Consider the following 22021-nt stretch of genomic DNA (forward strand, 5'->3'; position numbering starts at 1 on the left):
CCGCCGCCAACATCGCCGTCAAGAAGGCCGAGAAGGCCCTCAAGACGGCACAGGATAGCGGTGAGGGTGACATTGCGGCGCTGGAGGCCAGCGTCACGGACTCCAGGGCGCGACTTGCCAAGGCCGAAGCCGACCTCAAGGCCGCCAGCGACGCCAGCGAGCCAGCTGCCCCTGCAGCCGCAGCGCCGGCTGCCGATCTCAAGGCGCTCAAGACGGCGCGTGCCGCGGCCAATATCGCGGTCAAGAAGGCCGAGAAGGCGCTGGCCCGCGCCAGCGAAAGCGGTGAAGGCGATATCGAGGACCTGCAGACCCTGCTGGCCACCGCACAGGAAAACCTGCGCGCCGCCGAGGTTCGCCTGACCAGCGCGCAAGCTGACGGCACTGGCGCGCCGCCTGCCGCCAAGGGCGCGGGTGAATTGATTCCCGAGGCCCCCAAGGCTGCCGCGGGGTCGGTGGGTCGTGGCAGCATGGCCAGCAACGTGACGCTCTCCCAGGCCGAGATCGAGGCATCGCGCGCCGAGAACCTCGCCAAGCGTCACAAGCAGGTCACCATCGCGGTCAAGGCGGCCGAGGCGGCCCATCGCAAGGCAGAGGCGGCACTGAGCGAGGCGGATGACGAAAGCCGCCAGCGACTGGCCACCAAGGTCGACCGTACGCGTCGCAATCTGGAACACGCCCGCGAGTCGCTGGCCGAGGTACAGGCACTGGTGGACGCGCAATGAGTGACGCGCGTTCCTTCACCGCCCCCTTGGCAGGCCGCTGCACCGCACGCCACACGTCATTGTCCATTTACCGCAAGGATCTGAACGCCTCATGAGCCTGATGCACGCAAGCTCTCCCCATGCCCACGGCCCCACCGCCACCTCGCGCGTGATGGCCTGGGTGCTGGCTGCCACGCTGCCGGGCATCGCCGTACTCTGCTGGCACTATGGCTGGGGCGTGCTGTTCAATCTTGTCTTCGCCTGCCTGACCGGCATCGCGCTCGAGGCGCTGTTGCTCAAGCTGCGCGGACGGCCGGTCAGCTTCTTCCTCAAGGACAACTCGGCGCTCGTCACCTGCGTGCTGCTGGCCGTCTCGCTGCCGCCGCTGGCCCCCTGGTGGCTGGTACTGACCGGCGTGGTCGCGGCCATCGTGGTCGCCAAGCAGCTCTACGGCGGCCTGGGCCAGAATCCGTTCAATCCGGCGATGGTCGCCTATGCGCTGCTGCTGATCTCCTTCCCGGTCGAGATGTCGCGCTGGTCGGCCCCCGATGGCTTCACGCTCGGCTTCGCCGACAGCCTCAGGCAGTTCTTCGGCATGATCGCCACGCCGGATGCCCTGACCGGCGCCACACCGCTGGACGCCTTCCGCAACAAGGGCGAGCTTTCCAGCAGCGAGTTCTGGGCCGATCCGAGCCTGCTGCCCGCCGCCAACCTGCTGGCCTGGCAGCAGACCGCCATCGCCTGGGGCTTCGGCGGCCTGGTGCTGCTGGCACGTCGCCTGATCACCTGGCATATCCCGGTGGCGATGCTGGGCAGCCTGAGCGTGATCTCGGGCATCTTCTTCTTGATGGAGGGCGATCAGCATGCAAGCCCGCTATTCCACCTGCTATGCGGCGCGGCGATCTTCGGTGCCTTCTTCATCGCCACCGACCCCGTCACGGCGGCGACCTCCAACAAGGGCAAGCTCTACTACGGCGCGGGTATCGGCGTGCTGATCTATCTGATTCGCACCTTCGGTGCCTATCCGGATGCCATCGCCTTTGCGGTGCTGCTGATGAACTTCAGCGTACCGTTCATCGATTACTACACGCAGCCCCGCAGCTATGGCCACAAGAAGGCCCGTCGCGGCATCAAGCTGGAGGACAAGGCATGAGCCTGACGCCGGATCAGCCCGAACAGCAAGCCCAGGCCGCGCGAGGCCTGAAGCACAACATCGCGCGGGCCGCCTCGGGCCTGGCGGTGTTCGCCATCGTCACCGCCGGCGTGGTGGCCGTCACCCAGATGACCACCGCCGACACCATCGCGGACAACGAGCGTGCCGCCCAGAGCGCCGCGCTTGCCGAGATCATCCCGCCGTCACTGCACGACAATGACCTGCTCGACGATGCCTTCGTCCTGCCGCCCTCCCAGGTGCTGGGACTGGAAAGCGCCGACACCGGCTGGCGCGCCACTCGGGATGGCAAGACCGTCGCAGTGCTGCTGCCGGTGGTCACCGGCAAGGGCTACAGCGGCGATATCCGCCTGCTGGTCGGTATCCGGGCAGATGGCAGCGTGGCCGGCGTGCGCGCCGTCAAGCACGCCGAGACCCCGGGACTGGGCGACAAGATCGAAGCCCGCAAGTCCGGATGGATCCATGAGTTCGACGACCAGACGCTCAGCTCGGTGGAATGGAAGGTGCAGAAGGATGGCGGAGACTTCGACCAGTTCACCGGCGCGACCATCACCCCGCGTGCAGTCGTGGGGGCCGTGCGTCAGGCTCTGATCTACTTCATGGCGCATCGCACGGCGCTGCTGGCCGGCGACAGCGAGACGCTGACCGCGACACGCCGCGCCGCCAAGGCACAGGACACCGCACACGCTCCCTCCGCTGACGGCACGCTTGCGCCATCAGCGACTTCTGAACACGGCGGAGATGAACCTCATGAGTGATATCTCACTTGGCAAGATCAGCCGCGACGGCCTGTGGGACAACAACCCGGCGCTGGTACAGCTGCTGGGCCTGTGTCCGCTGCTGGCCGTCACCGCCAGCGTCGTCAATGCCATCGGCCTGGGACTTGCCACCCTGCTGGTGTTGGTCGGCTCCAACGTGGCGGTGTCACTGATCCGCAATCTGGTGCCGTCGGCGGTACGCCTGCCGGCCTTCGTGATGATCATCGCCTCCTTCGTGACCTGCGCTGAGCTGTTGATGAAGGCGTATACCTATGAGCTCTACCAGATTCTGGGCATCTTCATTCCGCTGATCGTCACCAACTGCGCGATTCTCGGGCGTGCCGATGCCTTCGCCGCCAAGCACCCGGTGCTGCCGGCGGCCACCGATGGGCTGATGATGGGGCTGGGCTTCATGGCCGTGCTGGTACTGCTGGGCGGCATGCGCGAGCTGTTCGGTCAGGGCACGCTGTTTGCGGGCATGGAGCTGCTGCTCGGGCCGGTGGCCGCCGACTGGAAGCTGACGCTGTTCCCGGACTACTCCTTCCTGTTCCTGGTGCTGCCGCCCGGCGCCTTCTTCTGCATGGGACTGATCATCGCGGGCAAGAAGACCATCGATGAGCGCCTCGAGCAGCGCCGCAAGGCAGCAGCCGTGGATGCGCCCAAGGCCTCGCGTCGCGTGCGCGTCACCGGCACGATTTCCTGATACGCGGGCCTGAGCCCCGGGCCTGCCTGCTTTATTCTGTCTGTTTCCCCTGTCTACTTTTCCCTGTCTGGAGGCCAGCTGTGTTCCTCCAGACAGACACTGACCGAACCTCGCCGACCTGACACCGAGCTGCCATGAACGCCCAGAAACGTCTCGAGATCTTCACCCGCCTGCGCAACGAGAATCCAGAGCCACGCACGGAGCTTGAGTGGTCGACGCCCTTCGAGCTGTTGATCGCGGTCCTGCTCTCGGCCCAGGCCACGGATGTGGGTGTCAACAAGGCCACCGCCAGGCTGTATCCGGTCGCCAATACCCCGGAGAGCATTCTGGCGCTGGGCGTCGAGGGACTGAAGGAGTACATCAAGACGATCGGGCTTTTCAATACCAAGGCCGAGAACGTCATCAAGACCTGCCGCATGCTGATCGAGCAGCATGGAAGTGAGGTGCCGCAGACTCGCGAGGCACTGGAAGCGTTGCCCGGCGTGGGCCGCAAGACCGCCAACGTGGTGCTCAACACCGCCTTCGGTCAGCCGACCATGGCGGTGGACACGCACATCTTCCGCGTCTCCAATCGCACGCGAATCGCGCCGGGCAAGAACGTGCTGGAGGTCGAGCACAAGCTGATGCGCCATGTACCGAAGGAGTTTCTGGTCGACGCCCATCACTGGCTGATCCTGCATGGCCGCTACACCTGCGTGGCACGCAAACCACGCTGCGGCAGCTGCGTGATCGAGGACCTCTGCGAGTACAAGGACAAGGTAGACCTCTAACACATCAGAACATCAGACGTTATCGGGGGGCTTGACCATGCGTGGCCGGCAGGCGTGAACGTTGACTGAGCGAGGACCCCGCCTCCCTGCCTATTCAACCGAGCGGCAACGTAGACTGGAGGCTATCTCCATCGCCCCGGGAACCCGCCATGGCCGCACCTTCCGATGCCGAGGGACGCCACCCTTCGCATTCAGAAGTCTCCACCGAGACCCTAGCGTCTGACGACGACAGCCTGCATGCACGACTGCAGGCCATGTCGTCACGTCTCGAGGCGCTGCAAGCCGAGAACCATCTGCTGCGCACGCTGGTCGACACCCATCCCGACATCCTGTTCATCAAGGATGCCAAGGGGCTGTTTCGCTTCGCCAATCGCACCCTGACCGACTTCTACGGCACCACGCTCGAAGACATCATCGGACGCGACGACAGTCATTACACCGGCAATACCGAGCAGAGCCGCTTCTTCCGCCGCAGCGTGGAGCAGGTGCTCAGCAAGTTCGAGCGTGAGCAGGTCTTCGAGGATGCCACCGACGGCACCACCGGCGAGATCAATCATTTCCGCTCCATCAAGCAGCCCTTCCATGACATTCATGGCAAGCCGCTGGTCGCCGTGCTGGCGCACAACATCACCGCGGAAGTCCGTGAGCATGAGCGCAAGAGCCGTCATATCGATCATATCTATGACACCTCGCTGGAAGGCTTCTGGGACTGGAACATCACCAACAGCTCCGTGACGCATAATCGGCGCTGGTCCGAGATCCTGAACGTCCCCCACGACGAGCTGCACAACAGCCTCGAGGAATTCGCCAGTCTGCTGCATCCCGAGGACACGCCGGAAGTCATGGTCGCCATCCAGGACTGCCTGGAAGGCGGGACACCCTACTACCATCGCCATCGCATGCTGACACGGGACGGGAATGTCGTCTGGGTCATCGACAAGGGTGACGTGATCGAACGTGATCACGACGGCACTCCCCTGCGCATGATCGGTTCCATCACCGACATCACGCGCATCGTCGAATCAGAAGCCCTGCTGCATCAGCACAGTCGCTTCGACCCTCTCACCAAGCTGGCCAATCGCGCCACGCTGATTGATGCGCTGCAGCAGGCGATCATCATCACGGACGCCAGAGACACTCACGGGGCGCTCATCTTCATCGACCTGGATCACTTCAAGAAGATCAATGACCTGCTAGGGCATACCACCGGCGACCATCTGTTGATCGAAGTGGCCCACCGTCTGACCGGCCAGGTGCGGGAGACGGATCTTGTCGCGCGCTTTGGCGGGGACGAGTTCGTCATCCTGGTACAGCCCTTGAGCCATGACCCGCAGGCAGCCTGTCGTGAGCTGGATGAGCTGATGGAGCGTCTGCAGCAGGCGCTCAACCAGCCCTATACGCTCTCCGACCCGCAGTCGCAGCCACTGGATCATCACAGCTCGGCCAGTCTGGGCAGCATCATGTTCCATGATCGCGCCCTGAGTGCGGAGGAGCTCATCCGCCGCGCCGATATCGCGATGTATCGCGCCAAGGAAGCCGGACGCAACCAGACCGTGCGCTTTGACCCCAGTATGCGCGTGGAGCTTGAGCGGGCCGTGCAGCTGGAAAATGACCTGCGTCGCGCCATCGAGCACGAAGAGCTTTACATGGAGCTTCAGCCGCAATTCGACAGAGGGCTCAAGCTGGTCGGCGCTGAATGCCTGTTGCGCTGGCGACATCCTCGGTTCGGCAACATCTCCCCCTATGAATTCATCCCGCTGGCCGAGAAGAGCCAGCTGATCGACAGCCTCGGCGACTGGGTACTGGAACAGGCCTGCAAGCTGCTGGCGGGCTGGCAGAACGGCACCGGTTTCGCCGAGCTCTATCTATCTGTCAATGTCAGCGTCAAACAGCTGGAATCACCGCACTACGTCAGCAATGTCGCCAGAACGCTCGGCCAGCACCCCCTCTCCCCTGAATACCTGCAACTGGAACTGACCGAGAATGTCTTCGCGACCGACATGCCAGCCACGGTGGCACGCATGCATGAATTGCGCTCGCTGGGACTGCGGCTGTCACTGGATGATTTCGGCACCGGCTTCTCCTCTCTGACCTACATCAAGCACCTGCCCTTCGATGAGCTCAAGGTGGATCGCAGCTTCGTCAATGATCTCGAGAACGACGAGATGAACCGCCGAATGGTGAACTTCATGGTGCAGCTGGGGCATGAACTGGGCATGTGCGTGGTGGCGGAAGGCGTTGAGACCTCCAGACAGCGAGAGCTGCTGCTGGAGATGGGCTGCGACGCCCTGCAGGGCTACCTGATGGACAAGCCCATGGGGATCGACGATTTCACCGCCAGGTACCTGGACACCTGATGGTGCAGGAGTGGGAGTGGGACTTGGAGTGAGAGTGGGAGTGGGACTTGGAGTGAGAGTGCGAGTGAGACTTGGAGTGAGAGTGCGAGTGAGAGTAAAAGTGAGCGGGTGAGTGAGGAGTGACGCTCGGGCCCACATGCCGCAGTGCAACAGCACGACAGCGTCCACGCCGCATTCATGGCACACTGTGGCCTCTTTTCTGTCCGGATACCGTGCGCAATGGAAGACTTCTTCAACTGGATCGGCACTCAGCTTGGCGCCGCCATCCGCTTCATCGTGGAGGGCCTGAGCGGCTTCTTCGCCAATTTCGACGACGCCCTCAAGGGCTTCTTCAGTGGTCTGGCCGGTGAGCTGGGCATGAGCACCTCCCTGTTCAGTCTGCTGGGCCTGGTGTTCGGGCTGTATCTGCTGTTCAAGGGCGTCACGTCACTGCTCAGAGGTTCGATCATCGGCGGCATCCTGCTGGTGTTCCTCGGACTGACCTTCCTGGGCTGGATGATCGCCTGATCGCGCCACCTCGTCGGCCACAAAAAATCCCGCCAGTCCAAGACTGGCGGGATTTTTTCGTTCTCGACCGAGAGAAGGCGTCCGACGCAATCGCGTCCCCTCAGCCTTCCAGCAACAGCAGGATCGACAGCGCGAACAGCACCCACATGGTCGGGCGAATCTCCCGCGCCTTGCCGACCCCCAGCTTGATGATCACGAAGCTCAGGAAGCCGAACACGATCCCGTGGGTGATGGAGTAGGTCAGCGGGATCATCACCATGGCGATGAAGGCCGGAATCGCATCATCGAACTGGTGCCAGTGAATCTTGCGAATCGGCTCCATCATGAACACGCCGACCAGAATCAGCGCCGGCGCGGTGGCGATGGCAGGCACCAGCGACAGCAACGGCGCCAGGAACAGGAACGGCAGGAAGCACAGTGCCACGACCACGGCGACGAGACCGGTGCGCCCACCCTGGCTGATACCGGCCGCCGATTCGATATAGGCGTTGGCAGGGCTGGTGCCCAGCGGTGCGGAGACCAGCGCCGAGAAGGCATCGACCATCATCGAGCGACGGATGTTGCGCGGGTCACCATTCTCATCCTTCAGATTGCCCGCCTCAGCGACCGCCATGAAGGTGGACAGGGCATCGAAGAACACCGTGAACAGGATGACGAAGATGAAGGGCACGTAGGCGATCTTCAGCGAGCTCATGAAATCCAGTGCCAGCAGGCCGCTGAAATCAGGTGCCGCGAAGATGCCGGTGAAGTTGACCAGCGTCGGCTGCGCGATCTCGGGCGGGAAGTAGGCAGTCCCGTCCCCCCACAGACGGCCGATGGTGGCCGCCATCAGGGTGGTCGCCACGATGCCGATGATCAAGGCGCCATGGATACGTCTGGCGACCAGAACCGCCGTCAGCGCCAGCCCGATCATGAAGATCACCAGCGAGGGCGTCATGGGGGCGACGCTGACCACGGTGACGGGGTTGGATACGATCAGCTTGGCATTCACCAGCCCGATCAGGGTGATGAACAGGCCGATACCGCAGGCAATCGCATAGCGCAGCTGAGCGGGAATCGCATCGATGACCAGACGTCGCACGTTGAACAGCGCCAGGATGGCGAAGATGACACCCGCCCAGAAGACGCACCCCAGCGCGACCTCCCAGCGCATGCCGGTCCCCAGCACCATGGTGTAGGCGAACAGGGCATTGATGCCCATGCCCGGTGCCACCAGGATCGGATTGCGGGCGTACAGTCCCATCATCAGGCTGCCGAAGAAGCTGACCAGCACGGTGGCGGTCAGTGCGGCACTGAACGGCATGCCCGTAGCGGACAGAATGCCGGGATTGACCACGATGATGTACATCGAAGCCAGGAAGGTGGCAATGCCTGCCAGCACTTCCGTGCGCGTCGTGGTGCCTTCGGCGCGAAGTGAAAAGAGGCGCTCGAACAAGGTGAGACTCCCGTGGACTAGGTCGCGATTGGTTGGAGACAAGACGGATTTCACTGCAGGCGTTTCAGAGGCTGTGTGCTTTGCAGGACACTGCCGGATGTGGCGATTCGTCCCTGACAGGCAGGGACGGACAGACGCCGCAGCACAAGGCACGGATGCGCCAGAGCATGGCACCAGCGCAAGGCACTGCGAATGACGCACCGTCTCCGTGCATGACGCTGTGCATGACGACCAGCGCTCGCCACCACTTGCGCGTCACATTCTTCGCCCGGCATGTGACGGGCAGCATTATAGACGCAAAGTCAGCACGAATTGAGCGTTTCTCGCCAGGACCGCTGTAGCGGCGCATGGCGGTGCCTGCCATCTACCGCCTGGCGTCCGCCATCTGCCCCGCAAGCCGCGACTTGACGCCACTGGCCGCCAGCATGCCATGATGCTCACAAGGATCATCCCCATCGATGAAGCAAGGACCACGCCATGTCACCCTCCTCTTCCCAGTCAACGTCTTGCGACCCGACGGCCTCCGCCTCGTTCAGCTCCGAGCAGAACCTGCTGCCCTTGATCGTCGAGCCTGCGCAGCTGCTGCCGCTGCTTGACCACCCGGACATCGTGATCGTCGATGTTCCGCTCAAGGCCGAGAGTCATGCCAGTCATGTGCCCGGTGCACGCCTGCTCGACTTCAAGCGCCTGGTCGGCAGCAACGAGGACGAGATCCCCGGCGTGCCGAGCCCACAGGCGCTGTCCGACATCATGTCCGAGCTGGGCATCACGCGGGACAGCCATGTCGTCGCCTATGACGACGAAGGCGGTGGCTGGGCAGGTCGTCTGCTGTGGACCCTCGCGCTGCTGGGCCATACGCGCTTCAGTTATCTCAACGGCGGTCTGCATGCCTGGCAGGGTGAAGGACTTGCCCTGAGTGAGGCTGCCAGCGAATGGCAGGCCAGTGAATATCACGCCGCCTATGTCGATACCAGCGTGATGGCGACCCGCGAGGACATTCTCGAGCGCCTGTCCGCCGAGGCCCCCGAGGAGAAGGTCGTGGTGTGGGATGCCCGTTCACTGGAGGAGTATCGCGGAGAAAAAGGCCAGAACGCGCGCCTTGGCCATATCCCGGGCGCCGTGCACTTCGAGTGGACCGAGGCCATGGACCGCGAGCGCGACCTGCGCATTCGTGACTATGCCGAGCTGATCACCGAGCTGGGCGCGCGGGGCATCAGTCCCGAGCAGCATGTGGTGACGCACTGCCAGAGCCATCACCGCTCAGGCCTGACCTGGCTGGTGGGGCGTGCACTGGGGTTCGAGGACATTCGCGCCTATCCCGGTTCCTGGAAGGAATGGGGCAATCGCGAGGACACGCCGATAGAACGCTGAGCGGCCGGAGGGGGCTCGCTGCTGCCCCTGCCTGCCCCCGCGCTTGAGCGGCCAATGACGATGGGCTAAGGTGCTGCCAGCCTGCTGGCCGCCATCTCGTTGGTCAGCGCCCGCCCTTCGGGGCGGGCTTCTCTTTTCTGCAAGGATCAACATCGTGGATCGTGCCAAGCTGTTCTCTCTGAGCCAATACCCGTTACCCCAGCACCTGATCTCACGCCTCATCGGGCGCATCGCCGCCTGCGAGAACCCGTGGGTCAAGAACACCTTCATCGAACGTTTCATCAAGGCCTACGACGTCAACATGAACGAGGCGCTCGAGGAGAATCCGCGCGCCTACGCCTGCTTCAACGACTTCTTCACCCGCGCCCTCAAGCAAGAGGCCCGCCCCATCGAGGAAGGACTCGTCTCGCCTGCCGATGGTGTGCTGTCGCAGTTCGGGGCCATCAGCCACGGCACCCTGGTGCAGGCCAAGGGTCAGGCCTTCTCGCTGACCCAGCTGCTGGGTGGCAGCGAGGAGCGTGCCGCCCCCTTCCGCAATGGTCGCTTCGCTACCGTCTATCTGTCACCGAAGGACTATCACCGCGTCCACATGCCCCTGGCGGGCCGCCTGGTGGAGATGGCCTACGTGCCGGGACGCCTGTTCTCGGTCAATGTAGCCACCGCCACGCATGTGCCGGGCCTCTTCGCCCGCAATGAGCGCCTGGTCTGCATCTTCGAGACCGAACACGGCCCGATGGCCATGGTGCTGGTCGGCGCGATGATCGTCGCGGCGATCAAGACCGTGTGGAGCGGCCAGGTCACGCCACTGTCCGGCGATGTCGAGACGACCCGCTTCGATCAACTCATCGAGCTGGCACGGGGCGCCGAGATGGGTCGCTTCCAGCTCGGCTCCACCGTGGTGATGTGCTTCCCGGACAACGTCGAGTTCGATGACACCCTGATGCCGGGCCAGAAGGTCAGCATGGGGCAGTCACTCGGCATGCGGCCAGCCTCCTGCGAGTCGCAGGTCGTTGACGAGTCGGCCCTCGGCGATGAAAAAACCTTCGCGCCAGACAGCGAATGACAGGCAGAAGCGCTGCCGAAGGCAATGGATGACACATAAAAAAGGGAAGCCGCCAGGCTTCCCTTTTCAACTGAGGCACCAGTATCAACCGGCCCCCTCTGGCATCCTTGCACGTCAGCATCTCGCCAACGTGCCTGGACATGCCTGTTCGTCCAACTGCGAGTCTTCCTCCCTGAATGGCGTAGTTCTCTTGAGGCTCTACTGCCGGAATCTCTCATGAGCGGCTCCGAGAAGCTCATGCGAGACCCCTGTCGACACCTTGTCACCATGCCCGATGAAAGGCGCCCGACAGCCACTCCTTCGGTCATGTGAATCGCCTCACCCCGTGCCGATCGATGGAGCAGGTACCCAGAGGGAATGTCTGCCCCGCTACGACGCCGGTATGACGACATCAGACTCCCTGTCTGATACCTGCAGTCTAGACGACTCAGATGTCCCTAGCGTGTCAAAGATAAACGCAATTGCTTGCGAGCAACGTGACACCTCAAGCACGTGCTGCCGGAAAGGCAACCACTGCGGCAATATCACGCTCACCCAGTGCCAGCATGATCAGACGATCCAGCCCCAGCGCCACACCACTGCCTGCCGGCATCCCGGCGTGCAAGGCGGCCACCAGGCGCTGGTCTGCCGCGACCTGCGGCAGGCCTGCCGCATGACGCTCGGCATTGTCAGCCGCGAAGCGCGATGCCTGCTCGGCGGCATCGGTCAGCTCATCGTAACCGTTGGCCAACTCGATCCCTGCGACATACGCCTCGAAACGCGAGGCTACCCAATCCCCTTCAGCATCCCGATGCTTGCGTGCCAGCGCCGCCTGGGCCGCGGGATAGTCCGTTACCAGCTCCACGGCGCCCTGCCCCAATGTCGGCTCGATCACCAGACTCATCAGCGCATCCAGGCAGGTCTCATGGGACCAGTCACTGGCATCGACAGCGCACTCACGCCCGCATGCCGCGCGTACCTCGTCCAGAGAGGCACTGAACGGGTCCAGTGACAGCACTCGCCGGAAGAGATCACGGTAGGCCGTGACGGCAGGACCAGCCCCTGAGGCGTCTGATGCATCAGAGGTGTCCAGCAGCGACGACTTGCCGGTCAGCTGCGCCCCGAGCGCCATCACGCGCTGGATCAGCTCACAGGTTTCTTCCCTCAGGCCCTCGAGACTCATGCCGGGGCGATACCACTCCAGCATGCAGAACTCGGGGTTGTGGCGACGACTGACCTCACCATCGCGGAAGGCACGCGCGATCTGGAAGATCGGCCCGCTGCCGGCCGCCAGCAGACGCTTCATGTGGAATTCCGGCGAGGTCTGCAGCCACATCGGCACCCGTTCACGCTCACCGGGCAGTTGCAACGACGATGACAACGAGGCCAGCCTCACGTCGGTCGAGCCGGCCTGCCCCAGCACCGGCGTCTCCACCTCCAGCACCTCACGCTCGGCGAAGAAGGCCCGCACCTCATTGATCAGTCGTGCGCGCTGCACGAGTCGCTCTCGCGTCGCAGTGGGCGCCCAGTCTTGCGGCAAGGGGGGCTGGGGAGAATCAGAGGGAATATCGACGTCTGACATGGCGAGCTCGACGAGTGGATCAGCAAGGAACAGTGGCCAGCCTGCAGGATTGACCGGCACAAACGATGATGCCCCGCACGAGGCGAGGCATCAGAGGGGTCACGACGTGAGCGAAAAGGCTCAGGCGCGCGAGACGTACTCGGCGCTGCGCGTATCGACCTTGAGCACTTCGCCCTGGTTGATGAACAGCGGGACACGCACCACGGCACCGGAAGACAGCGTCGCCGGCTTGGAGCCACCGTTGGCGGTGTCACCCTTGAGGCCCGGATCCGTCTCGACGACTTCCAGCTCGATGAAGTTCGGCGGAGTCACCGCGATCGCGTTGTCATTCCACAGCGTGATGGTGTAGACGACCTGCTCTTTCAGCCACTTGATGTTGTCGCCCAGCGCCTTGCCATCGACGGCATACTGCTCGAAGGAGCCATCGGTACGCATGAAGTGCCACATTTCCCCGTCGGTGTAGAGGTATTCCATGTCGACTTCCATGACGTCGGCAGCTTCGATGCTCTCACCGGACTTGAACGTCCGCTCCCACACACGACCGGTCTTCAGGTTGCGCAGCTTGACGCGATTGAAGGCCTGCCCCTTGCCCGGCTTGACCAGCTCATTGTCAACGATGGCACAGGGGTCATTGTCCAGCATCACTTTCAGACCGGACTTGAATTCGTTGGTAGAATAATTGGCCATCTTGCTCGCTCTCGACTCGTTAACGGGTCTTGCCCGCCATGAATTCCAGATTGCCGCCTCACGGGCAGCAACCATGACTAAGAAGTGATGCGCATGATAACCCGAACCTCGCCATCCTTGCATACCATCACGCATGAGACGTGCGAAAGTCACGATGTGACGCCCCTCGCACTCCACTCGAGTCCGCGCGGTGACTGGCGTGCACAGCTGCGCGACGTCATTCGCTCTCCCGAGGCGCTGCTGGACCGCCTGGGACTGGATCACGAATGGCTTCCCGGCGCCAGCGACGGCCATGCCCTGTTCTCGATCCGCGTTCCCGAGGCCTATGCCAGCCGCATCCGCCCCGAAGACCCGAATGACCCGCTGCTGCGTCAGGTGCTGCCACTGGACAGCGAGACGGACGTGCTCGACGGCTATGTCACCGACCCGCTGGAAGAAGCGGAGCACACCCCGCTCCCGGGACTGATCCACAAGTACACCAACCGAGTGCTGCTGATGGCCAGCGGTGGCTGCGCGATCAATTGCCGCTATTGTTTCCGGCGCCATTTTCCCTATGAAGACCACCAGCCCAGCCGCGCGCAATGGCAGGACATTCTCGACTACCTGCGCGCCGATGAGCGCATCCACGAGGTCATCCTCTCGGGTGGCGACCCGCTCGTGTCTCCCGACAGGCGACTGGCCTGGCTGGTGGAATCATTGGGCGAGATACCGCATCTCAAGCGTCTGCGTATCCACACCCGCCTGCCGGTGGTGATACCGGATCGCATCAATGCCGAGCTGCTGGACTGGCTGAAGGCGACGCGACTGCAGAAGGTGCTGGTCATCCACAGCAACCACGCCAACGAGCTGGACGCGGAGGTCGCCGCGGCCATGACACGCCTCAAGGCAGCCGGGGTCACCCTGCTCAACCAGAGCGTCATCCTGCGCGGCGTCAATGACTCGGTGGAAACGCAGACGTCCCTCGCCGAGCGACTGTTCGAGTGCGGGGTGCTGCCCTACTACCTGCATGCCTTCGACCCCGTCCAGGGCGCCGCCCACTTCGCGGTCAGCGATGAAGACGCCTGCGCCCTGATGGAGGCACTGCTGGAGCATCTGCCCGGCTTCCTGATGCCACGTCTGGTACGCGAAATCCCCGGGCGCCGCTCCAAGACGCCTCTGAGTGGCGCTCACTCCCCGGGCCACCTCGCAGACCACGCCCAGACTGTCGGCCATGATGACCATCCGGACCCGACGAGAGCCACGCTGATTGCCCGCAGCTGAAATCCACCGATGAAATCCACCGATGAGATCAGACCTTGAGGTCAGCACTGCGCCATGCGCGGTGCGCTTGCGAAAATCTGCTACCATCGCGGCCCCATTTCGCTAGAATCGCTGGCCATCATCACCATCGGCACACGCCCCAAGAGGCGTGGCCACGCTCAAGGAGCCCATCACATGCCTCATCTCGTCATTGATTATGCCGACAGTCTGGCCCCCAGCCTCGACATGGACGCGATCATGGATGACCTGCATGCCGCCGCCATGCAAAGCGGCCTGTTCAAGGAAAGCGACATCAAGGTGCGCGCGGAAAGCTGGCGTCACTGGCGCCTGGCGGGCAATCAGGCACCACTGGCGCACAAGCATGGCTTCGTCAACCTTCACTGCCACCAGCTGGAAGGCCGAAGCGATGACGACAAGTCGCGTCTGGCGGACATCCTGATGGAAGCCCTCAAGCCGCACTGCGAGGCCGCTCGCGAGGTCAGCGTGGAGATCGTCGAGATCACGCGCGCGACCTACCGCAAGCACAAGGCCTGACCCCTCAGGCAATAACGCAAGACGCCCCGCCGGCAGGCTGCCGCGGGGCGTCTTGCGTTATTGCACCTGTCCCCGGATATCGCCGTATCCGGGGCTCATGCGCGGTGTTCAGGTCCCTGTCATGGCCTGGGGGACGTGCAGCAGATCGTTCAGACGATGGGCATGCTCGGCAGCCTCACGACCCACGGAGGTCAGATAGCCACCATCGGGCAGCGTGGTCAGGCCCTTGGCGTGCAGACGTTCTGCCGCAGCGACCATGTCAGGACTGGCATCGTGGCGAATCTTCAAGCCCTTGAGGGCGGCGTCATGCGGGAACAGACACAGCAGGTGCAGTTCATCGTCATAGGGTGACGGCATGGGCAAACTCCTGACGGCGTGGCGAATGGCGTTTTGGGAGGGCGACAACAGACAGACTCCGAGTCGTCGGCGCCTGTCACCAGTCTAGTCACCGTGCACAAAACCACCCTGCTGCTTTGGGACTAGACCCCGTCCCATCCGCCCCGAGCATCGAAACGCCCCCACCGCAACCGCGGTGAGGGCGTTTTCGATGAGGCACCGTCAGGCACTCACTGCAGACTCAGTGCTTGAGGTCCTGCTGGCGGTAGCCCATCAGATAGAGCACGGCATCAAGCCCCAGCGTCGAGATCGACTGACGCGCCTGTTCACGTACCAGCGGCTTGGCGCGGAAGGCGATGCCCAGCCCTGCTTCAGCAAGCATCTTGAGGTCGTTGGCACCATCCCCGACGGCGATGGTCTGCTCCATGCGCAGGCCGTGACGCTCGGCGATCTCGCGCAGCAGCAGCGCCTTGCGCTCGGCATCGACGATAGGCTCACGCACCTCACCGGTCACCTTGCCATCGACGATCACCAGCTCGTTGGCGTGGATCTCATCGAAGCCCAGCAGCTGCTGGAGGTGACGCGCGAAGTAGGTGAAGCCACCGGAGAGAATCGCGGTGCGATAGCCCAGCGCCTTGAGATTGGCCATCAGACGCTCGACCCCATCCATCAGCGGCAGGTTGGCGGCGATCTCCGCCAGCACCGACTCGTCCAGCCCCTTGAGCTTGCTCATTCGCTCACGGAAGCTTTCCTGGAAGTCCAGCTCACCGCGCATGGCACGCTCGGTGACTTGCGAGACTTCCTCGCCGACCCCATGACGACGCGCCAGCTCATCGATCACCTCGGTCTTGATCAGGGTCGAATCCATGTCGAAGCAGATCAGGCGGCGATGACGACGCCAGATATCGTCTTCCTGGATCGCGATATCGACACCATGCAGCGCGCCCAGCGCCAGCGCCTTCTCGCGCAGCGCATTGATGTCGGTCTCGTGCTCCGGCAGGCGCAGCCAGCACTCGACACAGGCGCCTTCGGCCGGTGACTCGCCATCCAGCGGTTCACGCCCCGACAGGCGATGCATGAGCTCGACGGTGATACCGAATTCCGCCGTCAGGCCGCCGACCTCGGCGAGAATGCCCGCCGGCAGCCGCGGCGCCAGCAGCGTCAGAATCCAGCGCGGGCGCTCCAGCTGATGGCTCCAGCGTGCATATTCCTCGGCGCCGACCTGCACGGCCTGCACATCCAGTCCCAGCTGTTCCCCGGCAGCACTCAGCGCCGCTTCCAGTTCGGACTGCGCCTCCAGTGCCACCAGCGCTTCCAGCGACACAAGCCCGAAGGTCACGCTCTGATTGATATCCAGCAGACGTGCGCCACTGCGGGCCAGCGCCTGACCGAGCCCTGCCAGCTGTCCCGGACGAGCCGCACCGGTGGCGCGGATCAAGATACGTTGTGTCATCGGAAAATCGTTCCTGAGCAATGAATCATCAAGAGGTTACCTCCAGGGCAGCTCGCCACTGGCATCATCAACTGTCTACGGCCAGACGATCGACCTTCTGGAAGCCCTTGGGCAACTTGCTGCCGCGTCGGCCACGCTCGCCACGATAGTAGTCAAGATCCGCCCCCTTGAGCAGCGTCTTGCGCTTGCCGGCGTGCACCACCAGCGTGGCCCCGGCAGGCACGACCACCAGCGAGCGCACGAATTCCTCACGATTGGCGGCGCGTTCGCCCGGAATCGACAGCATCTTGTTGCCCTTGCCCTTGGACATTTCCGGCAACTCGGCGAGCGGGAAGACCAGCAGACGCCCTTCGTTGGACACCACCGCCACTTCCGGCGGCGCGGCATCCCCCTGCGCCGTCTCAGGCACCTCGGGGATAGCCACCGGCGGCAGTACCGCACAGCCGCGCGGCAAGGTCAGCGCGGCCTTGCCGGACTTGTTCTTGCCGGTCAGCTGCTCGAGCGTGGTCACGAAGCCATAGCCACCATCGGAGGCCAGCAGATAGCGCGCCGAGGGCGCGTCGAGCAGCAGCCCGACCATCGAAGCCCCCGCCGCCGGATTCATGCGCCCGGTGATCGGCTCGCCCTGCCCGCGCGCACTGGGCAGATTGTGCGCGGCCAGCGTGTAGGCACGCCCGGTATCATCCAGCAGCACCAGCGGCTGATTGGTCTTGCCGCGCGCCGCCAGATGGAAGCGATCGCCGGCCTTGTAGGACAGGCCTTCGGGGTCGATATCATGTCCCTTGGCGGCACGGATCCAGCCCTTCTCGGACAGCGCGACGGTGATCGGGTCGGCACCCATCAGCTCGACTTCCGACAGCGCCTTGGCCTCGCCGCGTTCGACCAGCGGCGAGCGACGTGCATCGCCGAAGTCAGTGGCAGCCTGCTCGAGCTCACTGTCGATCAGATCGGTCAGGGCCTCGTCATTGCCCAGCAGATGCTTGAGGTGCTTGCGCTCGCGCTTGAGCTCGTCCTGCTCGCCCCGCAGCTTCATCTCTTCAAGACGTGCCAGGTGACGCAGACGCAGCTCGAGGATCGCCTCGGCCTGACGCTCGGAAAGCTGGAAGGTCTCGATCAGGCTGGCCTTGGGGTCTTCCTCCTCGCGGATGATGCGAATCACCTCGTCGAGATTCAGGTAAGCCGTCAGCAGCCCCTCGAGGATATGCAGACGGTCCTCGACCTTGGCCAGGCGATGCTCGAGACGGCGACGCACGGTGGCACGACGATAACGCAGCCACTCGGCCAGCATCTCGTGCAGCGCCATCACGCGCGGGCGACCCTTGAGGTCGATGACGTTCATGTTGACGCGCGCGTTCTTCTCGAGATCCGTGGTGGCGAACAGGTGCGCCATCAGGCCTTCGATATCGACCCGATTGGAGCGCGGCTGAATCAGCAGGCGCGTCGGGTTCTCGTGGTCGGACTCATCGCGCAGGTCCGCGACCATCGGCAGCTTCTTGGCCTGCATCTGGGCGGCGATCTGCTCGATCACCTTGGCGCCGGAGACCTGATACGGCAGCGCCGTGATCACGATATCGCCTTCTTCCAGCACATAGCGGGCGCGCATCTTCACGCTGCCACGACCGGTGCGATAGAGCTTGGCGAGGTCGGTGCGCGGCGTGATGATCTCCGCCTCGGTGGGGAAATCCGGTGCCGGCAGGAAGTCCATCAGCTGATCGCTGTCGGAGTCCGGGTTGCGCAGCAGGTGGCGTGTGGCGGCCACGACTTCATGCACGTTGTGCGGCGGAATGTCGGTCGCCATGCCCACCGCGATGCCGGTGGTGCCGTTGAGCAGCACATTGGGCAGACGCGCCGGCAGCACCTTGGGCTCGTTCATGGTGCCATCGAAGTTGGGCACCCAGTCGACGGTGCCCTGGGAGAGCTCGGACAGCAGCACCTCGGAATATTTCGACAGACGCGATTCGGTGTAACGCATGGCCGCGAAGGACTTGGGGTCATCCTGGCTACCCCAGTTGCCCTGCCCATCCACCAGCGGATAGCGATAGCTGAACGGCTGCGCCATCAGCACCATCGCCTCGTAACAGGCGCTGTCACCGTGGGGGTGGAACTTGCCCAGCACATCGCCGACGGTACGCGCCGACTTCTTGTACTTGGCATTGGCCGTCAATGACAGTTCGCGCATGGCATAGACGATGCGGCGCTGCACCGGCTTCATGCCATCACCGACATGCGGCAGGGCGCGGTCAAGAATCACGTACATCGAGTAGTCGAGGTACGCCTTTTCGGTGTAGTCGCGCAGGGCCAGACGTTCGACGTCACCCTCCGCAACCTGGATATCCATGCTCATGGGCGCTTGACCTTGATTACGAGCGTAAAACCGGGGAGCGCAAGACTCTGGCGCTCCCGAAAGAATGCTGTCGCGCAGCTTGTCTGGCATTCGAAGTTCAGCTGCTCTCGAAACTCAGCCGATGATCAGACCTCGATGTCGGCCATGTTGCCGTAGTCCTCGAGCCAGCTCTTGCGATCACTGGCGCGCTTCTTGGCCAGCAGCATGTCGAGCATCTCGTGGGTGCCGTCATCCGCGCTGCGCGTCAGCTGCACCAGGCGGCGAGTGTCCGGCGCCATGGTGGTCTCGCGCAGCTGCAGCGGGTTCATCTCACCCAGCCCCTTGAAGCGCTGCACGTTGGGCGTGCCACGCTTGCTCTCGAGCTGCTTGAGGATGTGCGCCTTCTCGCTCTCGTCCAGGGCGTAATGGACTTCCTTGCCCAGGTCGATGCGATACAGCGGCGGCATGGCGACGAAGACGCGCCCGGCATCCACCAGCGCCGGGAAGTGCCGCACGAACAGCGCGCACAGCAGCGTGGCGATGTGCAGGCCATCGGAGTCGGCATCCGCCAGGATGCAGACCTTGTGGTAGCGCAGCTTGGTGAGATCATCCGAGCCCGGGTCCAGCCCGATGGCGACCGCGATGTCGTGGACTTCCTGGGAGGAGTAGATGTCATGCGACTCGACTTCCCAGGTATTGAGGATCTTGCCGCGCAGCGGCAGGATCGCCTGGGTCTCGCGGTTGCGACCCTGCTTGGCGCTGCCGCCAGCCGAGTCCCCCTCGACCAGAAACAGCTCACTGTCGGCAGGGTCGGAGCTTGAGCAGTCCGAGAGCTTGCCCGGTAGCGCAGGCCCGGAAGTGACCTTCTTGCGCGCGACCTTCTTGGCGCTTTTCAGACGGCGCTGGGCCGCCGAGATCACCAGTTCCGCCAGCGCTTCGGCCTGGTCGACATGATGATTGAGCCACAGCGAGAAGGCGTCCTTGACCACGCCGGAGACGAAGGCCGCGACACTGCGCGAGGACAGGCGCTCCTTGGTCTGGCCGGCGAACTGTGGATCGAGCATCTTCACCGACAGCACGAAGGCGGCGCGCTCCCACAGGTCATCCGCACTCAGCTTGACGCCACGCGGCAGCAGACTGCGGTAGTCACAGAATTCCTTGAGTGCCTCGAGCAGGCCGGAACGCAGGCCATTGACGTGGGTGCCGCCCAGCGGCGTGGGGATCAGATTGACGTAGGGCTCCTGCACCAGCTCGCCGCCTTCCGGCAGCCACTGGATGGCCCAGTCGACGCCATGCTCCTCATCCTCGAAATGACCGACGAACGGCGATTCCGGCAGTCGCTCGAAACCATCGGTGGCGCCGAGCAGATAGTCGCGCAGGCCATCCTCGTAATGCCAGGCCGTCTCGCTGCCATCCGTCTCGGTCAGCACGACCTTGAGCCCCGGGCACAATACCGCCTTGGCGCGCAGCAGGTGACGCAGGCGCGCCATCGCCAGACGCGGACTGTCGAAGTAGCTCTCGTCCGGCCAGAAACGCACCAGAGTGCCGGTATTGCGCTTGCCGACGGTACCGATCTGACTCAGCTCCTCGACCTTCTCGCCATTCTCGAAGGCAATGCGCTGACGCAGACCCTCACGGCAGACTTCCACCTCAAGGCGTGTCGACAGGGCGTTGACCACCGAGACCCCCACGCCGTGCAGCCCGCCCGAGAAGCGATAGCTGTCCTGGGAGAACTTGCCCCCCGCGTGCAGCTTGGTGAGGATCAGCTCGATCCCGGTCACACCATGCTCGGGGTGGATGTCAGTGGGCATGCCACGACCATCATCCGCCACCTCGATACCGCCGTCTTCCAGCAGCTTCACGCGCACTTCCTTCGCGTGACCCGCCAGCGCCTCATCGACGGAGTTGTCGATGACTTCCTGGACCAGGTGGTTGGGCCGAGTGGTATCGGTATACATGCCGGGCCGCTTGCGGACCGGTTCGAGGCCGGAGAGAACCTCGATGGAACTGGCGCTGTACTGACTCATCGCAGCCTTGTGTCCTTGGTGTTGACGTCCGGCAGACGCATCACGGATGGCGATGCCTCTGCCTGATTTTCTGAAGAGAGTCGCCGCTGGCCGAACGATCCGATGACGGATTCATCTTCCTGTCCGGCCCGCACGCCCAACCGTCCTCGACACGTTAGCAGGGTGCGACGTGGAAGGATGTCGCAAGCGACGGGGCCAGACGATGGCCGGCATGCGCCATGATGGCAGGCAGGTACTCCGCCAGTCTGGCAAATCCATGATCCCCTCCCGGCGTGAGGATCAGCCGGCAATCCTGATAGAGGCTTGCGGCATCGTTGACGTCCAATGTCTCGTCCGCCGTGGCAAGCAGCACGAGGGTGCGCTGCGGCGTGACGGGGATCGCTTCCAGTGCGGCCAGCGCCGGACCGAATGCTTCGGTGACGGTGAAGGACTCGCCGGTATAGGGGTTGGCGTGGGTCGACCCCAGCCATGCCGTGACGAGCCTGACCGGGCGCACGGCTGGGTTGATCAATACCGTGCGCGGCCCCTGACGCCATACGCTCTGCTCGCAGCCCTGGGGTCCATCGAGTCGCGCAGCCTCACGCGCGGCAAGCCAGGTGCTCAGAAAGCCACCCATGGAGCTGCCGATCACCACGATGGCGTCGTCACAGGCAGGGTCAGCCGGGTCGAGATCCAACTGCGCGCAGAGCGCCTGATAGGCCTCCTCCACCACCGCCTGCCCGGCAGCGGGTTGAGGTGGGATGTCAGGCGCGACGCAGGGCAGACCGAATTCGGCGGCCGCACGCTTCATCAACTGCGCCTTGGGCGAGCAACTGGCCGAGTTGAAACCATGCAGGTACAACACGCCCCTGACCGGAGGAACGACAACGCCTGCCTGCGCAGGGTAATGGGGACGGCTCATCAGCGCTCCCGACACGCGCGAACCGAACGGCTCACGCTCGGTTCGCGGCAAGGTGTCTAGTGTAAACGATTGATTCCCATATAGGATAGCGAGAATACTGTAT

At 63.7% G+C, this 22021-nt stretch carries 18 protein-coding genes and 1 pseudogene; 11 read left to right on the top strand and 8 right to left on the bottom strand.

All coding sequences use genetic code 11. The features are described 5' to 3' along the window. From QD172_RS06015 to QD172_RS06045, 7 genes and pseudogenes are all read left to right on the top strand, one after another. Positions 1–722: pseudogene (locus tag QD172_RS06015) on the top strand (hypothetical protein); the annotation flags it as partial. Positions 723–813: 91 nt separating this feature from the next. Further along, complete coding sequence (gene rsxD, locus QD172_RS06020; protein ID WP_279855249.1) at positions 814–1854, top strand: electron transport complex subunit RsxD; 1041 nt, start codon at positions 814–816, stop codon at positions 1852–1854. Next, on the top strand, positions 1851–2630 hold the full coding sequence (rsxG, locus tag QD172_RS06025; RefSeq protein ID WP_279855250.1) for an electron transport complex subunit RsxG: 780 nt from the start codon (positions 1851–1853) through the stop codon (positions 2628–2630). Before rsxD ends, rsxG begins: the two co-directional genes overlap by 4 nt. After that, a complete protein-coding gene (locus QD172_RS06030) occupies positions 2623–3333 on the top strand; it encodes an electron transport complex subunit E (RefSeq protein WP_084208213.1) in 711 nt (236 codons plus the stop codon). Before rsxG ends, QD172_RS06030 begins: the two co-directional genes overlap by 8 nt. A gap of 134 nt (positions 3334–3467) precedes the next feature. Next, positions 3468–4103, top strand: a complete 636-nt coding sequence (gene nth, locus QD172_RS06035) for an endonuclease III (protein ID WP_077374212.1) — start codon at positions 3468–3470, stop codon at positions 4101–4103. Between the two features lie 149 nt (positions 4104–4252). After that, positions 4253–6460 (top strand): EAL domain-containing protein, encoded by a 2208-nt coding sequence (locus QD172_RS06040; protein WP_279855251.1) that lies wholly within the window; start codon positions 4253–4255, stop codon positions 6458–6460. 219 nt (positions 6461–6679) lie between these two features. Then, positions 6680–6967 (top strand): hypothetical protein, encoded by a 288-nt coding sequence (locus QD172_RS06045; protein WP_077374218.1) that lies wholly within the window; start codon positions 6680–6682, stop codon positions 6965–6967. A gap of 100 nt (positions 6968–7067) precedes the next feature. On the opposite strand, the gene QD172_RS06050 is transcribed toward QD172_RS06045, so the two are convergent. Further along, the gene (locus tag QD172_RS06050; protein ID WP_279855252.1) at positions 7068–8402 is read right to left on the bottom strand and encodes an NCS2 family permease; all 1335 of its coding nucleotides are present in this window, start codon (positions 8400–8402) and stop codon (positions 7068–7070) included. A gap of 477 nt (positions 8403–8879) precedes the next feature. Here QD172_RS06050 and QD172_RS06055 point away from each other — a divergent pair, with 477 nt between their 5' ends. Both QD172_RS06055 and asd read left to right on the top strand, forming a co-directional pair. Further along, positions 8880–9773, top strand: a complete 894-nt coding sequence (locus tag QD172_RS06055) for a rhodanese-like domain-containing protein (RefSeq protein ID WP_077374227.1) — start codon at positions 8880–8882, stop codon at positions 9771–9773. 154 nt (positions 9774–9927) lie between these two features. Continuing rightward, complete coding sequence (gene asd / locus QD172_RS06060; RefSeq protein ID WP_279855253.1) at positions 9928–10836, top strand: archaetidylserine decarboxylase; 909 nt, start codon at positions 9928–9930, stop codon at positions 10834–10836. Positions 10837–11320: 484 nt separating this feature from the next. Here asd and epmA read toward each other — a convergent pair whose 3' ends face one another. Beyond that, on the bottom strand, positions 11321–12355 hold the full coding sequence (epmA, locus tag QD172_RS06065) for an EF-P lysine aminoacylase EpmA (protein WP_279855437.1): 1035 nt from the start codon (positions 12353–12355) through the stop codon (positions 11321–11323). Between the two features lie 162 nt (positions 12356–12517). After that, positions 12518–13084, bottom strand: a complete 567-nt coding sequence (gene efp, locus QD172_RS06070; RefSeq protein WP_077374233.1) for an elongation factor P — start codon at positions 13082–13084, stop codon at positions 12518–12520. Positions 13085–13240: 156 nt separating this feature from the next. On the opposite strand from efp, the gene epmB reads away from it, so the two are divergent. Both epmB and QD172_RS06080 read left to right on the top strand, forming a co-directional pair. After that, positions 13241–14344 (top strand): EF-P beta-lysylation protein EpmB, encoded by a 1104-nt coding sequence (epmB, locus tag QD172_RS06075; RefSeq protein ID WP_279855254.1) that lies wholly within the window; start codon positions 13241–13243, stop codon positions 14342–14344. Between the two features lie 174 nt (positions 14345–14518). Further along, a complete protein-coding gene (locus QD172_RS06080; RefSeq protein ID WP_077374236.1) occupies positions 14519–14878 on the top strand; it encodes a 5-carboxymethyl-2-hydroxymuconate Delta-isomerase in 360 nt (119 codons plus the stop codon). A gap of 108 nt (positions 14879–14986) precedes the next feature. Here the strand turns inward: QD172_RS06080 and QD172_RS06085 are convergent, their stop codons facing one another. The 5 genes from QD172_RS06085 to QD172_RS06105 all read right to left on the bottom strand — a co-directional run bounded on the left by QD172_RS06085 (position 14987) and on the right by QD172_RS06105 (position 21918). Then, complete coding sequence (locus QD172_RS06085; protein ID WP_077374239.1) at positions 14987–15235, bottom strand: TIGR02647 family protein; 249 nt, start codon at positions 15233–15235, stop codon at positions 14987–14989. 220 nt (positions 15236–15455) lie between these two features. Continuing rightward, positions 15456–16667: a phosphoserine phosphatase SerB gene (gene serB, locus QD172_RS06090; RefSeq protein WP_077374242.1), complete on the bottom strand. Its 1212-nt coding sequence runs from the start codon at positions 16665–16667 to the stop codon at positions 15456–15458. Between the two features lie 67 nt (positions 16668–16734). Then, complete coding sequence (gene parC, locus QD172_RS06095; protein ID WP_279855255.1) at positions 16735–19011, bottom strand: DNA topoisomerase IV subunit A; 2277 nt, start codon at positions 19009–19011, stop codon at positions 16735–16737. 125 nt (positions 19012–19136) lie between these two features. Further along, the gene (gene parE, locus QD172_RS06100) at positions 19137–21017 is read right to left on the bottom strand and encodes a DNA topoisomerase IV subunit B (protein ID WP_077374248.1); all 1881 of its coding nucleotides are present in this window, start codon (positions 21015–21017) and stop codon (positions 19137–19139) included. Between the two features lie 154 nt (positions 21018–21171). Continuing rightward, positions 21172–21918, bottom strand: coding sequence for a YqiA/YcfP family alpha/beta fold hydrolase (locus QD172_RS06105; protein WP_084208206.1), 747 nt, complete (start codon positions 21916–21918; stop codon positions 21172–21174). Positions 21919–22021: the final 103 nt, after the last annotated feature.

The organism is Cobetia sp. 10Alg 146 (genome assembly GCF_029846385.1).
Taxonomy (GTDB): Bacteria; Pseudomonadota; Gammaproteobacteria; order Pseudomonadales; family Halomonadaceae; genus Cobetia; species Cobetia marina.